Source organism: Saccharopolyspora ipomoeae (assembly GCF_029952525.1).
Classification (GTDB): domain Bacteria; phylum Actinomycetota; class Actinomycetes; order Mycobacteriales; family Pseudonocardiaceae; genus Saccharopolyspora; species Saccharopolyspora ipomoeae.
This window is the reverse complement of record NZ_JASAOF010000001.1, coordinates 170,117-185,378: the sequence shown is the minus strand read 5'-3', so window position 1 is coordinate 185,378 and position 15,262 is coordinate 170,117. Positions and strand designations below refer to the sequence as shown.

Sequence of the window (15,262 nt, the reverse complement as noted above, 5' to 3'; positions counted from 1 at the left end):
CGTGAACGACTCCCGGCTCGGCGTCATCGGCTCGGTGGTGCTCGCCGCCGTCGTGCTGCTCTCGCTCAGCGGGGACGCGATCTCGCCGCTGCTGGCCGGACGCGGCCTGCACGCCGTGTTCTCCGAGGCCGGGGGCCTGGTGGCGGGCGATCCGGTGGTGGTCTCGGGCATGACCGTCGGCCGCGTCGAGGACGTCGAGCTGCGCGACACCGACGTGCTGGTGTCGTTCACCGTCGACGAACCCGACCTGCGGGTGGGGGAGGAGAGCACCGCGGCGATCAAGGCGCAGAGCGCGCTCGGCGAGAAGGCGCTCAGCCTCGGCCCGGCCGGGCCCGGGGAGATGCCGGACGACGCCCAGATCCCGCTGTCGCGCACGGTCGCGCCCTACGACGTCACCCAAGCCCTGCAGAGCCTCACCGACACCACCTCGCGGCTCGACACCGACCGGCTCACCACCGCGCTGACCGCCGTCGCCGACACCCTCGACGGCACCGCGCGCAGCGTGCCCGGGGCGCTGAGCGGGTTGCGGCGGCTCGCCGAGAGCGTCAACGCCCGCGACGCCGAACTGCGCTCCCTGCTGGAGCACTCCCGCGCCACCACCGAGGTGCTGGCGCAGCACCAGCAGGACCTGCGGGCGATCTTCGACCAGGGCACCGCGCTGCTGACCGCGCTCAACCAGCGCCAGGCCGCCATCGAGCGGCTGCTGGCCGACCTCACCACGACCGCCGACCAGCTCGACGCGCTCGCGCGCGAGAACGACGCCCAGCTGCGGCCCGCGCTGACCGAACTCCGCTCGGCGGTGGCGATCCTGCGGGACAACCGCGACCACCTCACCGCCGCCCTGCACGAGGCCGTGCCGATGCTGCGCACCCTCGGGGAGGTGCTGTCCACGATGCCCGCGCTGGACGCCTACTTCGCCAACATCCCGCCCACCAACGCCGTTCCAGGGCTGCAGGACCTGCTGGGGAGGGGGACCCGATGATCCGGCGAGCGCTGGCGCTGCTGATCGGCGCGCTGCTGGTGGGCGGTGCGATCCACCTGCTGACCGCCGAGCGGCAGAAGCACGCCACGGCCCACCTCCCGAGCGCGAGCGGCATCCACGTCGACGACGAGGTGCGGGTGCTGGGCGTGCGGGTCGGCGAGATCGACGAGATCGTGCCCGAGGGCGACCACGTGCGGGTCCGCTTCGGCTACGACGCCGACCGGAAGGTCCCGGCCGACACCTCCGTGGCGCTGGTGGCGCCCAGCCTGGTCAGCGGCCGGTACCTGCAGCTCGCGCCGGTCTACCGGGGCGGGCCGGTGCTGGCCGACGAGGCCGAGATCCCGGTGGAGCGCACCGCCGTGCCCGCCGAGTGGGACCAGACCAACGCCGAACTCACCGAACTCGCGCGGGCCCTGGGCCCCGGCGGGGCGAACCGCCAGGGCGCGGTGTCGCGGGCGATCGAGGCCGGGGCGCACAACCTGGGCGGCAACGGCGCCGAGTTCCGCCGCACCCTGGACCAGCTCGCCGGCACCTCCGGCACGGTCGCCGCAGGCAGCGAGGACCTGTTCACCAGCCTGCGCCGGCTCGACGAGTTCACCGCCGGGCTCAACGACAGCCAGGAGCAGCTCAAGGCCTTCTCGACGCAGCTGTCCTCGCTGAGCGCGCTCGCCGAGGACAACCGCGCCGAACTCGGCCAGGCCCTGGCGGCCTCCGACCGGGCGCTGGTGACGATCTCCGAGTTCACCCGCACGCACCAGCAGCAGCTCGGGGACACCGTCGGCGAGCTCCGCGACGTCGGCGCCACCCTCGCCGCCGGTCGCGGGGACCTCGCCGACGTGCTGCACGTCGCGCCGCAAACGCTGGCCAACCTCTACAACGTCTACGAACCCGGCACCGGCTCGGCCAGCACCCGCGTCCAGATGCCCTACACCGCCAGCGTGTCCAGCCTGACCTGCCAGATGGTGTTCTCCGCCGGAGGCACCATCGACGACTGCCGCGCCGCGCTCGACCCGCTGCTGAAGCCCCTCGACCTGCCCTACCCGCCGATCGGCCTCGACCCGCTGCACCGCACCGGAACGCCCCACCAGCAGCCCGCACCGGGAGGCCCGTGATGCGCGGACTCGCCCTGCTGCTGATCAGCTGCCTGCTGGCCGGGTGCTCGGTGGACAGCGCCCAGCTGGTGCCGCTGCCCGGAGGCCCCGGCAGCGGCGGCGACTCGCGGCGGGTCGTGGTGCGCTTCGCCGACGTCGCCAACCTGGTGCCCCGCTCGGAGGTCAAGGTCGACGACGTCACCGTCGGCGCGGTCCGCCGCATCGGTCTGCACGGCTGGCAGGCCGAGGTCGAGATCGGCCTGGACCCGGGCGTGGTGCTGCCCGCCAACGCCGTGGCCTCCGTCGGGCAGAAGAGCCTGCTCGGCGCCCAGTACGTCGAGCTCGCCGCCCCGCCCGATCCGGTCGGCAGGCTCGCCGACGGCGCCGTCATCCCCGCCGAGCGCACCAACCGCTACCCGGGCACCGAGGAACTGCTGGCGGCGCTGTCGCTGTGGCTCAACGGCGGCGGGCTCCGGCAGGTCCGGGTGATCACCGACGAGCTCAACCGGGCGCTGGGCGGCAACGAGCAGCAGACCCGCGACCTCATCCACCAGCTCGGCGCCCTCGCCCGCTCCGCCGACGAGCAGAAGGCCCAGATCGTGCGCTCGATCGAGGCCGTCGACGGCCTCGCCGCGCGGCTGCGCGCGAACTCCCAGCGCCTCGGACGCGCCGTCGACGAGCTGGGGCCGGGCATCCGGGTGCTCAACGAGCAGCGCGACTCGCTCCGCTCCGCGCTGGACGCCTCCAGCAGGCTCGGCGCGGTCGGCACCGACGTCCTCGACCGCTCCCGCGACGACCTGCTGGCCGTCGTCGACGACCTGCGCCCGTCGTTGCAGCAGCTCGTCGCGGCGGGCGACGACGTGCCGAAATCCCTCGACACGCTGGGAACCCTGCTGTTCCCGCTGAGCACCTACCGGAAGGTCATCCGCGGTGACTTCCTGAACCTGGCCGTGACGCTGGACCTCTCGGTGCCCAGCCTCGAATCCGGGCTGCTGGCAGGCACTCCCGCCGAACCCGTCCTCGACGCCGCGCGCACCGCGCTGCAGGCCACCGACCCGATCCGCGGGCCGCTGGGCATCGGCTCGCCGATCGAGCCACCGCCGCCCTCACCACCGCCGGAGAACCCGCCACCGGACCCGGCGATCCCGCTGCTCGGCGACCTGCTGGGAGGGAACTGATGCTGACCAGGCGGGTTCGGATCCAGCTCGCGGTGTTCACCGCGCTCACCGTCTTCGGCGTGGGCACGGTGCTGGTCAACTACCTCGACCTGCGCCAGCTGCTCGGCTTCGGGCAGTACGAGGTGACCGCCGTGTTCCCCGACGCCACCGGGCTCTACCCGGGGGCGATGGTGGGCTACCGGGACGTCGAGATCGGCAAGGTCCGCTCGGTCGACCTCGGTGACGGCACCGCCGTGGCCACCCTCGGCATCGATGACGACGTGCGCGTCCCGGCCCGGGTGAGCGCCGCGATCCGCGGCAAGTCCGCGATCGGGGAGCAGTCGGTGAACCTCACCCCCGACGGGGACGGGCCGCCCTGGCTGCGCCCGGGTGACCGGATCACGGCCACCACGACGCTGCCGCGGGCCGACGAGCTCATCACCAGCCTCGACGACCTGGCCGCGTCGATCCCGCAGGAAAAGCTCGCGATCGTCCTCGACGAGCTCACCACCGGGCTCAGCGGAGAGGAACCGCAGGTGACGACGCTGCTGGAGAACACCCGGACCGCGCTGCACCAGGCCGGGCTGCACCTCGAACCCACCGTCGACCTCATCCACCAGCTCGGCCCGTTCCTGCGCACCCAGCAGCAGATCGCGCCCGAATCCCGTTCCGCGCTGCGGGATCTGGCCTCGTTCACCGAGCAGCTGCGGCGCAGCGACCAGGACCTGCGCGGGCTGCTCGCCCACACCCCGCCCGCCGCCGAGCAGCTCATCGGCCTCGAACAGCGGCTGACGCCCGCGCTGCCGCAGCTGCTCACCGACCTCGATGCGACCGGTCAGGTGATCCGCACCCAGCTGCCGGGCGTGTCGCAGACCCTGGTGCTCTACCCGGCGGTGACGGCGGCGCTGCAGCGCGTCGTGCAGCAGCCCGGTGCCGCGCCCGGCAGCGCGCACCTGGGAATCCGGATCTCGGTGAACAACCCGCCGCCGTGCTACTCCGGCTACGCGCCGATGTCGCAGCAGCGCTCCTTCGACGACGAGTCGCCGGCCGCGGTCCCGCGGGACCAGCACTGCCAGGTCGCGCCGGACGACCCGCGCTCGATCCGCGGTGCCCGGAACTACCCGTGCGCCAACGATCCTCGCCGTCGCGGGCCCACCGCGGCCTCCTGCGGCGCGGCGCCCGCCGAGGTCGTGGCGACCTACGACCCGGACACCGGCAACGCGATGCTGCCCGACGGTCACCTGGTGCTGCTGGGCGACGTGCGGGAACACCCGAGAGCGGAGGAGGGGACGTGGCGCGATCTGCTGCTGAAGTGAGGCGCGGGGTCGGCCTGGTGTCGGCCGCGCTGCTGCTGATCGGGCTCGCCGTGCTGGGCACCCGGTTCCACCAGACGGCGCAGGCCGCGGCCGAGGAGGAGGAGTCCGACCGGCAGGCCGTGGCCGCGGCCCGGCAGGCCGCGCTGGGCCTGACCAACCTCAGCGCGCGGACCATCGACCAGGACGCCCGGCGGTTGGCTGGGATGGCGACGGGCGCGTTCAAGGACCAGTTCGCCTCGCAGGCCACGGCGTTCCGCGACATCGTCACCGGCTCGCAGGTGACCTCGCGGGGCGAGGTCGTCGAGGCCGCGCTGGAGCGCTCCGACGGACGCACGGCGGTCGCGCTGGCCGCGGTGCGGGCCACCGTCGGCAACGCCGCCGCGCCGGAGGGCGAGCAGCGCCAGTACCGGCTGCGGATCACCGTGCAGAAGACCGCGCAGACCTGGCTCGTCGCCAACCTGGAGTTCGTGCCATGACCGCCACCGACGTCGTCGACGACACCGGCGCCCCCGCGAAGCCGAAGCGCCGCCCGCTCGTCCCGCTGCTGGTCGTGGCGATCCTGCTGGCCGCCACAGCCGGTGTCGCGGTGCTCCACCAGCGCCAGGCCGCCGCCGCCCGCCTCGACGAGGCTCGCGCCGAGGCCACCCGCGCCGCCGTCGAGCACATCCCCGAGGTCCTCAGCTACAGCCACGACACGCTCGACCGGGACCTCGCCACCGCAGCCCGCGCCGTCACCGGCCCCTTCGCCCGCGACTACCTCGAACTCCAGCGCACCGCGATCCGCCCCGCCGCCACCCGGGACCGCATCACCACCCGCACCACCCTCTCCGCCCTGGGCGTGGTCACGGCCACCGACGACGAGGTGGTGCTGCTCGCCTTCATCAACCAGCTCACCACCAGCTCCCGGCACCCCACGCCCCTCATCGAAGGCGCCAGGATCCGGGTGACCCTCACCAGAACTCCCGAGAACACCTGGCGAATCTCCACAATGGACACCCTCTGATCGCGTCCCTCACCAGGGGACGGTTCTTCCTCGAATTGACCATGATCAATGTCCGTTATGTCCGGATGGTTCGAGGAAGAGCCGCCCCCTGCCTCCCCCTCCCCACTTGCAGGGCGAAACTCGGGGTCCTGGCGCGCGGGGGTGTGAGCTGGGGGTTCGGGGTGCGAACGGGTGATGCGGGTGGGTACGTGCCAGTTCTGGTGTGACATTGACCGCGGGGTGTTGCGGTGCGACTATCGGACGGACGACGTTGCCCACGACGAGCCGTGTCAGAGCCCGTTCCGCTGAGTTCCAGAGCTGATCTTCCTCTTGCGTGCTGAGGTCTCTTCCCGCTCAAGCCGTTGCCGGGGGTGTTGCTCGACGATCGGTTGAAACTCGGCAGGACCCACCCGTTCCCCGAACGGGGCCGTTCTTCAAGGGTGAGGAGCAGCAGTGGTTTTCCAGCTGGAGAAGGTCAACGAAGCGATCCGACGACGAGTCCCGCCGCTGACGTCGCTGCCGCTGCCGCGGTCGGTGGACCAGCGCATCCTCGAAAAGCGGTGGCCCGTCACCGAACTCGCCCCGCCACCGCCCGGGAGCGGGCTAAAACCCATCCTCGGCGACGCCGGACCGCCGCTCATCGGCCACTCCCTGGACTTCATGCGCTACGGGCCGACGTTCGCGCTGCGCCGGTTCCAGCTCTACGGCCCGATCTCCTGGGCGCACTCGCTCGGACGCCCGATGGTCACCCTCGGCGGGCCCGAAGCCACCTCGATCGCCCTGATCAACAAGGACAAGGCGTTCTCCCAGGGCGGCTGGCGCGCGCTCATCGACACGTTCTTCCACCGCGGCCTGATGCTGCTGGACTTCGAAGAGCACATGTCGCACCGGCGGATCATGCAGCAGGCCTTCACCCGGCAGCGCCTCACCGGCTACGTCGACCAGATGGGCCCCACGCTGCGCGAGGGCGTCGGGGCCTGGGGGAGCCAGGACCGGCCGCGGCTGTACTGGCTGCTCAAGCAGCTCACCCTCGACGTGGCCACGCGCGTGTTCATGGACCAGCGCAGCGGCCGGGACGCCGACCGCATCAACCGCGCCTTCGTCGACTCGGTCCGCGCGGCCACGGCCATCGTGCGCTACCCCGTCCCGGGAACCCGCTGGGCCGCGGGCGTGAACGGGCGCAAGCTGCTGGAGCGCTACTTCGCCGACAACATCGGCCGCGCCCGCCGCTCCGAGGGCGACGACCTGTTCTCGGCGCTGTGCCACGCGCGCAGCGAGGACGGCGAGCAGTTCGGCGACGACGACGTCATCAACCACATGATCTTCCTGATGATGGCCGCCCACGACACCTCCACGATCACCAGCACCGCGGTCGCCTACTTCCTGGCCAAGCACCCCGAGTGGCAGGAGCGCGCCCGCGCCGAATCCCTCGCGCTGGGCGACGAGGTCCCCGACATCGAGGCGCTGGAGAAGCTGGAGACCCTCGACCTGGTGATCAAGGAGTCGCTGCGGCTGGTGGCGCCGGTGCCGTCGATGGTGCGCACGACCGTCCGCGACACCGAGGTCCTCGGCCACCACCTGCCGGCCGGGGCGATGGTGGGCGTTTCGCCGTTCCTGAACCACTTCTCCGCCGACCACTGGAGCAACCCGTTCGACTTCGACCCCGAGCGCTTCGCCGAGGGGCGCCGGGAGGACAAGTCGCACCGGTTCGCGTGGGTGCCCTTCGGCGGTGGCGCGCACAAGTGCATCGGGCTGCACTTCGGAACGCTGGAGGTCAAGGCGCTGCTGCACGAGATGCTGCGCGGCTACACCTGGACGGTGCCGCGCGGCTACGAGGTGAAGTGGGACTACGTCTCGCTGCCGGTGCCCGTGGACGGACTTCCGGTGGAATTGCGGCGCAGGTGATCTTCCGGGTTCCCGGGAGATCGGAGCGGGGCTAGCCTCACCGGTCATGAGGCTGGTCGCACTGTTCCTAGTCCTGCTCGGCGTCACCGCCTGCGCGCCCGCCGGGCACGACTCCGGGGGCGGGGCGCTCGCCTCGCCGGTCACCGTCGAGCACCGCTTCGGGACCACCACGATCGACCACGTGCCGAAGCGCGTGGTGAGCCTCGACCGGCAGTGGACCGACGTGCTGCTCTCGCTCGGGGTGCAGCCCGTCGGCTACGGCGTGGACCGGATGATGCCGGCAGGTCAGGTCCCGTGGGAGCGGCTCGGTCCGGACGCCGTCGGCGTCGACGTCGCGGGCGGCGTGCCGGTCGAGCGGATCCTCGCGCTGCAGCCGGATCTGATCGTGTCGTCCTACGCGATCACCGATCCGGCGACCTACCGGCTGCTGTCCCGCGTCGCGCCCACGATCGCCGCGCCGTCCCAGGCCGACTCGGTGCCGGCCTGGCAGGACCTGGTGCGCACGGCGGGCCGGTTCCTCGACCGGCCCGCCGACGCCGAGCGGGTGGTGTCCTCGGTGGAGGGCCGCATCGCCGAGACCGCGCGGCGCCTGCCGGGGCTGCGCGGCAAGACGTTCGCGATGGGGCGGTACGTGGTGGGCGACGCGATCTACCTCGTCGCCGACGAGGACGACGGCGCCACGCAGCTCTTCCGCTCGCTCGGGATGCGCATCCACCCGCCGGTCGTCGAGGCGGGAACCGCCACCCACCAGGCGCGGATCAGGGTCAGCCCGGAGCGCGTGGACCTGCTGCGCGCGGACCTCGTCGCCTTCCTCGTGACCGGAGGAGATCGCTCGGCCCTCTCGGGCATCCCGGGCTTCGCCCAGCTCCCGGGCACGGTCGAGGTGCTCGCCTACCCGACGATCGCCGGTCTCAACACCCCGTCACCGCTGTCCCTCCCGTACGCCCTCGACCAGTTCCTCCCGTCCCTGGAAGCCGCCGCCGCGACGTGACCCGTTCTGCGTCCCGCGGTGGTCTCGCGGTGGGAGTTCCCGGGCAGGGGGCGGTTTTTCCTCGAATCACCCATGATCGAAGTCCGTTTTGCCCGGTCAGTTCGAGGAAAAACCGCCCCTTGTCGAGCGAAGATCACCCGAAGGCGGCTCCGAGGAGGGGGAGGGCGCGGAGGTCCTCGATCGTGAGGGCCGTGAGTCCGGCGAGGGCGCAGGTGGCGCGCATGGTGACGGCGTAGTCGAAGTCGCCGGGCTCCAGGTAGTCCTGCTCCACCACGCCCGCCGTCTCGAAGGCGGCCCGGAGCTCATCGGGGAAGTCGGCGACGTCCTCCTCGGTGAGGTCGTCGACGTTGATCCAGGCGAGCTCCTCGCCGTCGGCGAAGTAGGTCATGCTCGCGTCGGCGTTGATGGTGAACACGCTGGTCGCGGCGGTGCGGCCGGACGCCGACAGCGCCTCGGCGGCTTCGGAGTCGGTGTGGCCGGAGTCGTCGTAGACGAACGTCCACCCGCCGACGCTCCCCGCGAGCAGGGCGGCCGACGTACCCGGGTCGATCCCGAGCGCCAGGCCGGGCAGCGAGGTCCAGTCGTCGGGCTTGCTCGCGGGCAGCTCGCAGCGTTGGATCAGGTGCGGCTTGGCGCCGATGACCTCCAGCGCGGCCTTCGGGTCCAGGCCGCGGACGACGTGCAGGACGTGGTTGGGATCGGCGCAGGCCAGCTCCGTGATCCACTTCGGATCGCCGTCGGTGTCCAGCGCGCCGGGTGCAAAACCTGGTTCGGGCACGGGGTTCTCGCTTCCTGTTCGCGTGCGGCGCGGGGGAGTCCCCGCGCCCCTCACACGTCCCGCGGGCCCCATCCGGATCACCCGGACGGGGACACGCCGAATCCTTGACTTGATTAGTTCAAGAAAATGCGGCAGGGTGGATCTCGTGACGACGACCGCGGACTACGAGCGACTGTTGCGCGAGGCGGCTCTGCGCGTGACGCGGCCTCGGGTGGCAGTGCTGTCCGCGGTCCACGAGAACGCGCACGCCGACACCGATTCGATCATCGGACGGGTTCGCCAGGACCTGCCCAAGGTGTCGCACCAGGCCGTCTACGACGTCCTGCGCGCGCTCACCATCGCTGGACTGGTGCGCCGCATCCAGCCGATGGGCTCCGTGGCCCGCTACGAAGCGCGGGTCGGGGACAACCACCACCACGTCGTGTGCCGGTCCTGCGGCCAGATCCACGACGTCGACTGCTCCGTGGGCGAGGCGCCGTGCCTGACGGCGTCGGATACCCACGGCTTCGTCATAGACGAGGCCGAGGTCATCTACTGGGGGTTCTGCGCATCGTGTGCCCCCGAATCCGCTGAAGAACCGCACTGAAATTCGGAAGGATTCCCGTGTCTGACAGCCCTGACACCCAAGAGACGAACGAGACCGGCGGCTGCCCGGTCGCGCACGGGGGCCTCACTCACCCCACCCAGGGTGACGCCAACCGCGACTGGTGGCCGAAGCGGCTCAACCTGAAGATCCTCGCCAAGCAGCACCCGAACAAGAACCCGCTGGGCGAGGACTTCGACTACGCCGCCGAGTTCAAGACGCTGGACCTGGACGCGGTCAAGAAGGACATCCAGGAAGTCCTGACGACCTCGCAGGACTGGTGGCCGGCGGACTTCGGGCACTACGGCCCGCTGATGATCCGCATGGCCTGGCACTCGGCCGGTACCTACCGCATCAGCGACGGCCGCGGCGGCGCCGGCGGCGGTCAGCAGCGCTTCGCCCCGCTGAACTCCTGGCCGGACAACGTCAACCTGGACAAGGCGCGCCGCCTGCTGTGGCCCGTCAAGCAGAAGTACGGCCGCAAGCTGTCCTGGGCCGACCTGATGATCCTGACCGGCAACGTCGCGCTGGAGTCGATGGGCTTCAAGACCTTCGGCTTCGGCGGTGGCCGCGTCGACGACTGGGAGCCCGAGGACGACGTCTACTGGGGCTCCGAGACCACCTGGCTGGGCAGCGACAAGCGCATCTCCACCGCGACCGGTGAGCGCGAGCTGGAGCGCCCGCTGGGCGCCACCCACATGGGTCTGATCTACGTCAACCCGGAGGGCCCGGAGGGTCAGCCCGACCCGGTGGCCGCCGCGCGCGACATCCGCGAGACCTTCGGCCGGATGGCGATGAACGACGAGGAGACCGTCGCGCTCATCGCCGGTGGTCACACCTTCGGCAAGACCCACGGTGCCGCCCCCGACTCCAACAACGAGGTCGAGCCGGAAGGCGCCGGCCTGGAGCAGCAGGGCCTGGGCTGGAAGAACAACTACGGCACCGGCAAGGGCGCCGACACCATCGGCAGCGGTCTGGAGGTCACCTGGACCACCACGCCCACCAAGTGGACCCAGAACTTCCTGTGGAACCTCTTCAGCTTCGAGTGGGAGGTCTACCAGGGACCGGGCGGTGCCTGGCAGTGGCGTCCGAAGGGCGGCGCGGGTGAGGGCACGGTGCCCGACGCCCACGACCCGTCCAAGCGGATCGCGCCGAACATGCTGACCACGGACCTGTCGCTGCGCTACGACCCGATCTACGAGCCGATCGCGCGCCGGTTCATGGAGAACCCGGACGAGTTCGCGGACGCCTTCGCCCGCGCCTGGTTCAAGCTGACCCACCGCGACATGGGCCCGAAGTCGCTCTACCTCGGCCCGGAGGTGCCCGAGGAAGACCTGATCTGGCAGGACCCGCTGCCGGCCAACGACAACGACGCGCTGTCCGACGAGGACGTCAAGGCCCTCAAGGCCAAGATCCTCGAAACCGGCCTGACCGTGTCGCAGCTGGTGTCCACGGCCTGGGCGTCGGCCTCCACCTTCCGCGGCAGCGACAAGCGGGGCGGCGCCAACGGTGCCCGCATCCGCCTGGAGCCGCAGCGCAACTGGGAGGTCAACAACCCGGACCAGCTGGCCACCGTGCTCTCCGCGCTGGAGGGCGTGCAGCAGTCGTTCGGCAAGAAGGTCTCGTTGGCCGACCTGATCGTGCTCGGCGGTTCCGCCGCGATCGAGAAGGCCGCCGCCGACGCCGGTTCCAGCATCGAGGTGCCCTTCACCCAGGGCCGCGTCGACGCCGGTGAGCAGCACACCGACGCGGACTCCTTCGACGCGCTGGAGCCCATCGCCGACGGCTTCCGCAACTACGCGAGCAAGGCCGCGGAGCTGCCCGCCGAGTACGACCTCATCGACCGGGCCAACCTGCTCACCCTGAGCGCCCCGGAGATGACCGTGCTGGTCGGTGGCCTGCGCGTGCTGGGCGCCAACTACGACGGGTCGAAGGACGGCGTGTTCACGGACAAGCCGGGCGTGCTGACCAACGACTTCTTCGTGAACCTGCTGGACATGGCCTACACCTGGCGGTCCACTTCGGACGACAAGTCCACCTTCGAGGCCACCGACGCCTCCGGTGAGGTCGTCTGGACCGGTACCCGCGCCGACCTGGTCTTCGGTTCGAACTCCGAGCTGCGCGTCATCGCCGAGGTCTACGCCTCGGCCGACAGCAAGCAGAAGTTCCTCGACGACTTCGTCAAGGCCTGGGTCAAGGTCATGAACCTCGACCGCTACGACCTGGTCTGATCCGGACCTCGTAGCACCGACGAGCCCCCGTCCGCTCCGGACGGGGGCTCGTCCGCGTTCTCAAAGGCCGGTCAGCGCAGCGATCCTCGCGCGCAGCTCGGCCGATTCGGCGTGCCGGTCCTGCTGTTCGAGGCGTTCCCGGACGCCGCGCCCCGCCTCGGTGAACATGCCGTGGAAGACCACCGGCACGTCGGCCGGTCGCCGCTCGCACAGCGCGAGCGCCTCCCGCACGGCCGCCAGCGCCCGGTCGGTCCCGTCCGGCATCCCGGCGCACTGCCCGGCGAAGCTCAGCAGCAGCACCGCGAACCGGTGCTCGTGGGCGTCGGGATCGCCGCGCACGAGCCGCCGGTACGCGGCGAGCTGCTCGTGCTGGATGCCCAGCGCCCGCTCCTGCTGCCCGTCGAAGAACAGGAAACCAGCCAGCACGAGCGAGGATTCGATCAGCCGCGGCTCGTAGGAGGCGGGGACGGCGCGGGCGAGCCGGCTCAGCACCGCCACCGATTCCTCCAGCGCGGCCAGCGCCTCGGGCAGCCGCCCGGCCCTGGCCAGGCACGGCCCCTGCGACTGGAGCGCTCGGGCGAGCATCGGTTCGTGGGCGGCCGGGTTGAGCCGGGCCAGCTCGCGGTACGCCTCCACGGCTTCGGTCGCGACGTCGGCGGCCTCGGGCCGACCCGCTTGGCTCAGCCGATTCCCCAGGTGCAGCAGCAGTTCCGCGAGCTCGACCCGGTGGGCGGCGGGGTCGGTCTCGGCCAGCCTCCGCAGCACGCCGACCGCTTCCGCGCTGACCTCGACCGCTTCCGCCGGTCGCGCGGCATCGGTGAGGGTCGCGCCCAGCGCGGTCAGGTGGACCGCCAGGTCCTTCTCGTAGCGGCGATCCCGCGCCGCCAGATCCCGGAAGAGAGCCACCGCCTCCTGCAGCTCCGCCAGCGCTTCCCGGCGCCGTCCGAGGTTCGACAGCGCCTTGGCGTGGGCGTAGACGGCGTGGCCGAGCTCGGCGTCGTGCGCGCCCGGCGCGGCGCGGGCGACCCGGCGGGCGGTGGCGACGGCTTCGGCCGCCGCGTCGAGGGCTTCGCCGTCGCGCTGCAGGTGGTGCAGGCACCGGCTCAGATCCCGCAGCGACGTGGTCAGCGCGCGATCGGCCAGGAGCCGCTGACGCCGGGTCGTCGAGCCGTCGACCAGCCGTCGCGCCGCGGCCACGGCCTGCTGCCGCGCCGGGAGTTCCTGCTGGTGGCGGCCCGCGTTGCCCAGCCGCGCGCCGACCTCGGCGTGCACGTCGTACTCCGCGGGCAGGTCGGCGGTGCGCAGCCGGTGCGGGGCGAGTCGAACCACGACCGCGGCCATCCCCACGTCGAGGTCGGCCCGCCGTCCGCGCGGGAAGTGCGCCGCGATCGCTTCGAGGAGATCGGGCTCGACGTCGTCGAGGTCCGCCAGCGCGCTGAGCACCGCGCTCCCGGCCGCGACCGCCGAGCGGGGTGACTCCCGCAGCAGCGGGTAGAGGTGCCGCGGCCCGACGTGCGGCCAGCGCTGCGCCGCTGCGGCGAGGAACGTCATGCCGCGCGCGAGATGGCCGGTGTCCGCGAGATGGCCGGTGTAGTCGGGGTGTTGGGGGCCGTCGAGCAGGGTGGCGGTGGTGGGAGCGGCCCAGTCCTGGGCCGGGTAGTCGGCGTCGTGGCCGGGCAGGGTCAGGGCGAGGAAGTCCTCGGCGAGCCGGTCCGGGTAGAGCGGCTCCAGCGCCGAGTTCGCGGGCCCGGCGGGCGGGTAGCACAGCGCGTGATCGTCGAGGACCTGCTCGGCGGGCTGCGCGAGATCCAGCGACTCCAGCACGGCCGTCGCCGGGGCCCGAGGGCCCGGACCGGTGAGCGCGGCGGTGAACACCGTCCGGTTCATCACCGCCGGGGGAATGCGCAGGCCCCGCTCCTCGAAGAGGTTCGTCCAGTGCAGGTGCTCGCGATCGAGCAGGTAGATGGTCAGGCCCGCCATGTCGGCGGGCGGCCTGCGGCCGGTGTGGCGGGCGTCGACCGCGACGAGCGCGGCCACGTGCACGGCCAGCGTCAGCCCGAAATCGGGAGCGCCCAGCGGTCCGGGCGGTTCGATCGCCCCCGAGTCCTCGATGCCGTAGCGCCGGGCGAAGCTCTCGCGGGCCGCGTCGAACATCTCGCCGCGCAGGCCGGTGTCGTCGGGGAGTTCCGGCAGGCGCTGCGCCGAGGTGCCCGCCTGGTGGTTGGCCAGCGCGGCCCGGACGGCGGGCCAGACGTCGGCGCTGCGGGCCAGCAGCAGAACCCTCGCGGGAACGCCGCTGCGGTGCAGGAGGGCGTTGCTGAGCAGCCAGGTCAGGTGGGTCAGCGGCCAGCGATCGGCGTAGTCGACGATCAGCAGCAGCCCGTTCGCGCCGTCGGTGCGCAGGTCCTGGCTGCCGGGTGGCGGGAGCACGGTTCCCGGCCCGTGCGTCGCCGTGACGACCTTCCAGCCGGCCTCGATCGAGTCCTCCGCGAAGCGCGCCGCCAGCCTCGTCTTGCCCTGCCCGCCCGGTGCGTGCAGCCACCGCGCGGCCAGCCGAGGGCCGGTCCCGCGCCACCGCCGGAGCTGGTCGAGCTCGTCCTGGCGGCCGGTGAACTCGACGATCTCGTGGCGCGCGTTGAGCATCCGGCTGGGCATCTCCACCAGCCAGGCCGGGTCGGGCTCGGTCGGCGGCCGGAACTCCTCCAGCACGTAGACCGGTCCGCGGTCGGCGAACACGTGCAGGTCGGCGCCGATCACGCCGTAGCCGAAACCGCCCTCGACGCGGACTTCCTGGTGCACCGGACGGTGCTCGTCGGTCACGACGGGTCCTGCCGGTGCTCGTCGGCTTCGTGGACGTGCACGTCACCGCCGGAGACCATGAACAGCCGACCGCGGTCCTCCGCGGTGCCGATCTGCACCGAGCCGCCCGAGGATTCCGGCTTCCGGTCCGCGCGCAGCTGGAGGACGGCCACCACCAGCGAGGCCAGCGCCACCAGCAGCGCCGCCGCCCCGATGACCATGCTGGTCACGCTGGCCAGGCTGTCCTGATCGGACAGCGGCCTGCGGGCGAAATCGGTGACCTGGCCGGTCAACCACCACCCGGCGAGCCCGAGAACCAGCACCGAACCCGTCGCGGCCGCCGCCCACGGCCACCGCCTCTTCCCGCTGCGCACCGCCACGGCCGCCTCCCTGCCGGAACACCTCGACGCACGGTACCCGGGCGGCGGGGGAGTTCAGGCGGGAACG

Annotated in this window: 13 protein-coding genes; 10 read left to right on the top strand and 3 right to left on the bottom strand. The window is 72.2% G+C overall.

Going from position 1 to position 15,262, the window contains the following annotated elements; all coding sequences use genetic code 11:
• Position 1: 1 nt before the first annotated feature.
• From QFW96_RS00940 to QFW96_RS00905, 8 genes are all read left to right on the top strand, one after another.
• Complete coding sequence (locus QFW96_RS00940) at positions 2–982, top strand: MCE family protein (RefSeq protein WP_281453534.1); 981 nt, start codon at positions 2–4, stop codon at positions 980–982.
• Entirely contained in the window at positions 979–2,094 is a 1,116-nt protein-coding gene (locus QFW96_RS00935; protein WP_281453533.1) for an MCE family protein, read from the top strand. The genes QFW96_RS00940 and QFW96_RS00935 overlap by 4 nt, the downstream gene beginning before the upstream one ends.
• Positions 2,094–3,251 carry an MCE family protein gene (locus tag QFW96_RS00930; protein ID WP_281453532.1) on the top strand — a complete coding sequence of 386 codons (1,158 nt, stop codon included), beginning with the start codon at positions 2,094–2,096 and terminating at the stop codon, positions 3,249–3,251. The genes QFW96_RS00935 and QFW96_RS00930 overlap by 1 nt, the downstream gene beginning before the upstream one ends.
• The gene (locus QFW96_RS00925; protein ID WP_281453531.1) at positions 3,251–4,546 is read left to right on the top strand and encodes an MCE family protein; all 1,296 of its coding nucleotides are present in this window, start codon (positions 3,251–3,253) and stop codon (positions 4,544–4,546) included. The genes QFW96_RS00930 and QFW96_RS00925 overlap by 1 nt, the downstream gene beginning before the upstream one ends.
• On the top strand, positions 4,543–5,022 hold the full coding sequence (locus QFW96_RS00920) for a hypothetical protein (RefSeq protein ID WP_281453530.1): 480 nt from the start codon (positions 4,543–4,545) through the stop codon (positions 5,020–5,022). Before QFW96_RS00925 ends, QFW96_RS00920 begins: the two co-directional genes overlap by 4 nt.
• Positions 5,019–5,549, top strand: coding sequence for a hypothetical protein (locus tag QFW96_RS00915; RefSeq protein ID WP_281453529.1), 531 nt, complete (start codon positions 5,019–5,021; stop codon positions 5,547–5,549). The genes QFW96_RS00920 and QFW96_RS00915 overlap by 4 nt, the downstream gene beginning before the upstream one ends.
• 432 nt (positions 5,550–5,981) lie before the next feature.
• Positions 5,982–7,433, top strand: coding sequence for a cytochrome P450 (locus QFW96_RS00910; RefSeq protein ID WP_281453528.1), 1,452 nt, complete (start codon positions 5,982–5,984; stop codon positions 7,431–7,433).
• 46 nt (positions 7,434–7,479) lie between these two features.
• Complete coding sequence (locus QFW96_RS00905; RefSeq protein WP_281453527.1) at positions 7,480–8,424, top strand: ABC transporter substrate-binding protein; 945 nt, start codon at positions 7,480–7,482, stop codon at positions 8,422–8,424.
• A 133-nt stretch (positions 8,425–8,557) separates the two neighbouring features.
• Here QFW96_RS00905 and QFW96_RS00900 read toward each other — a convergent pair whose 3' ends face one another.
• Complete coding sequence (locus QFW96_RS00900) at positions 8,558–9,202, bottom strand: DUF6461 domain-containing protein (RefSeq protein ID WP_281453526.1); 645 nt, start codon at positions 9,200–9,202, stop codon at positions 8,558–8,560.
• A 145-nt stretch (positions 9,203–9,347) separates the two neighbouring features.
• Here QFW96_RS00900 and QFW96_RS00895 point away from each other — a divergent pair, with 145 nt between their 5' ends.
• Positions 9,348–9,788, top strand: a complete 441-nt coding sequence (locus QFW96_RS00895; protein ID WP_281453525.1) for a Fur family transcriptional regulator — start codon at positions 9,348–9,350, stop codon at positions 9,786–9,788.
• A gap of 17 nt (positions 9,789–9,805) precedes the next feature.
• Entirely contained in the window at positions 9,806–12,016 is a 2,211-nt protein-coding gene (katG, locus tag QFW96_RS00890) for a catalase/peroxidase HPI (protein ID WP_281453524.1), read from the top strand.
• Between the two features lie 60 nt (positions 12,017–12,076).
• On the opposite strand, the gene QFW96_RS00885 is transcribed toward katG, so the two are convergent.
• Entirely contained in the window at positions 12,077–14,836 is a 2,760-nt protein-coding gene (locus QFW96_RS00885) for a tetratricopeptide repeat protein (RefSeq protein ID WP_281453523.1), read from the bottom strand.
• On the bottom strand, positions 14,833–15,195 hold the full coding sequence (locus tag QFW96_RS00880; RefSeq protein WP_281453522.1) for a hypothetical protein: 363 nt from the start codon (positions 15,193–15,195) through the stop codon (positions 14,833–14,835). Before QFW96_RS00880 ends, QFW96_RS00885 begins: the two co-directional genes overlap by 4 nt.
• Positions 15,196–15,262 lie beyond the last annotated feature (67 nt).

Bases quoted from the DNA above. Each gene is read 5' to 3' on its own strand.
- QFW96_RS00930 (WP_281453532.1), top strand. From the start codon at position 2,094: ATGCGCGGACTCGCCCTGCTGCTGATCAGCTGCCTGCTGGCCGGGTGC.
- QFW96_RS00905 (WP_281453527.1), top strand. From the start codon at position 7,480: ATGAGGCTGGTCGCACTGTTCCTAGTCCTGCTCGGCGTCACCGCCTGC.
- QFW96_RS00925 (WP_281453531.1), top strand. From the start codon at position 3,251: ATGCTGACCAGGCGGGTTCGGATCCAGCTCGCGGTGTTCACCGCGCTC.
- QFW96_RS00935 (WP_281453533.1), top strand. From the start codon at position 979: ATGATCCGGCGAGCGCTGGCGCTGCTGATCGGCGCGCTGCTGGTGGGC.
- QFW96_RS00915 (WP_281453529.1), top strand. From the start codon at position 5,019: ATGACCGCCACCGACGTCGTCGACGACACCGGCGCCCCCGCGAAGCCG.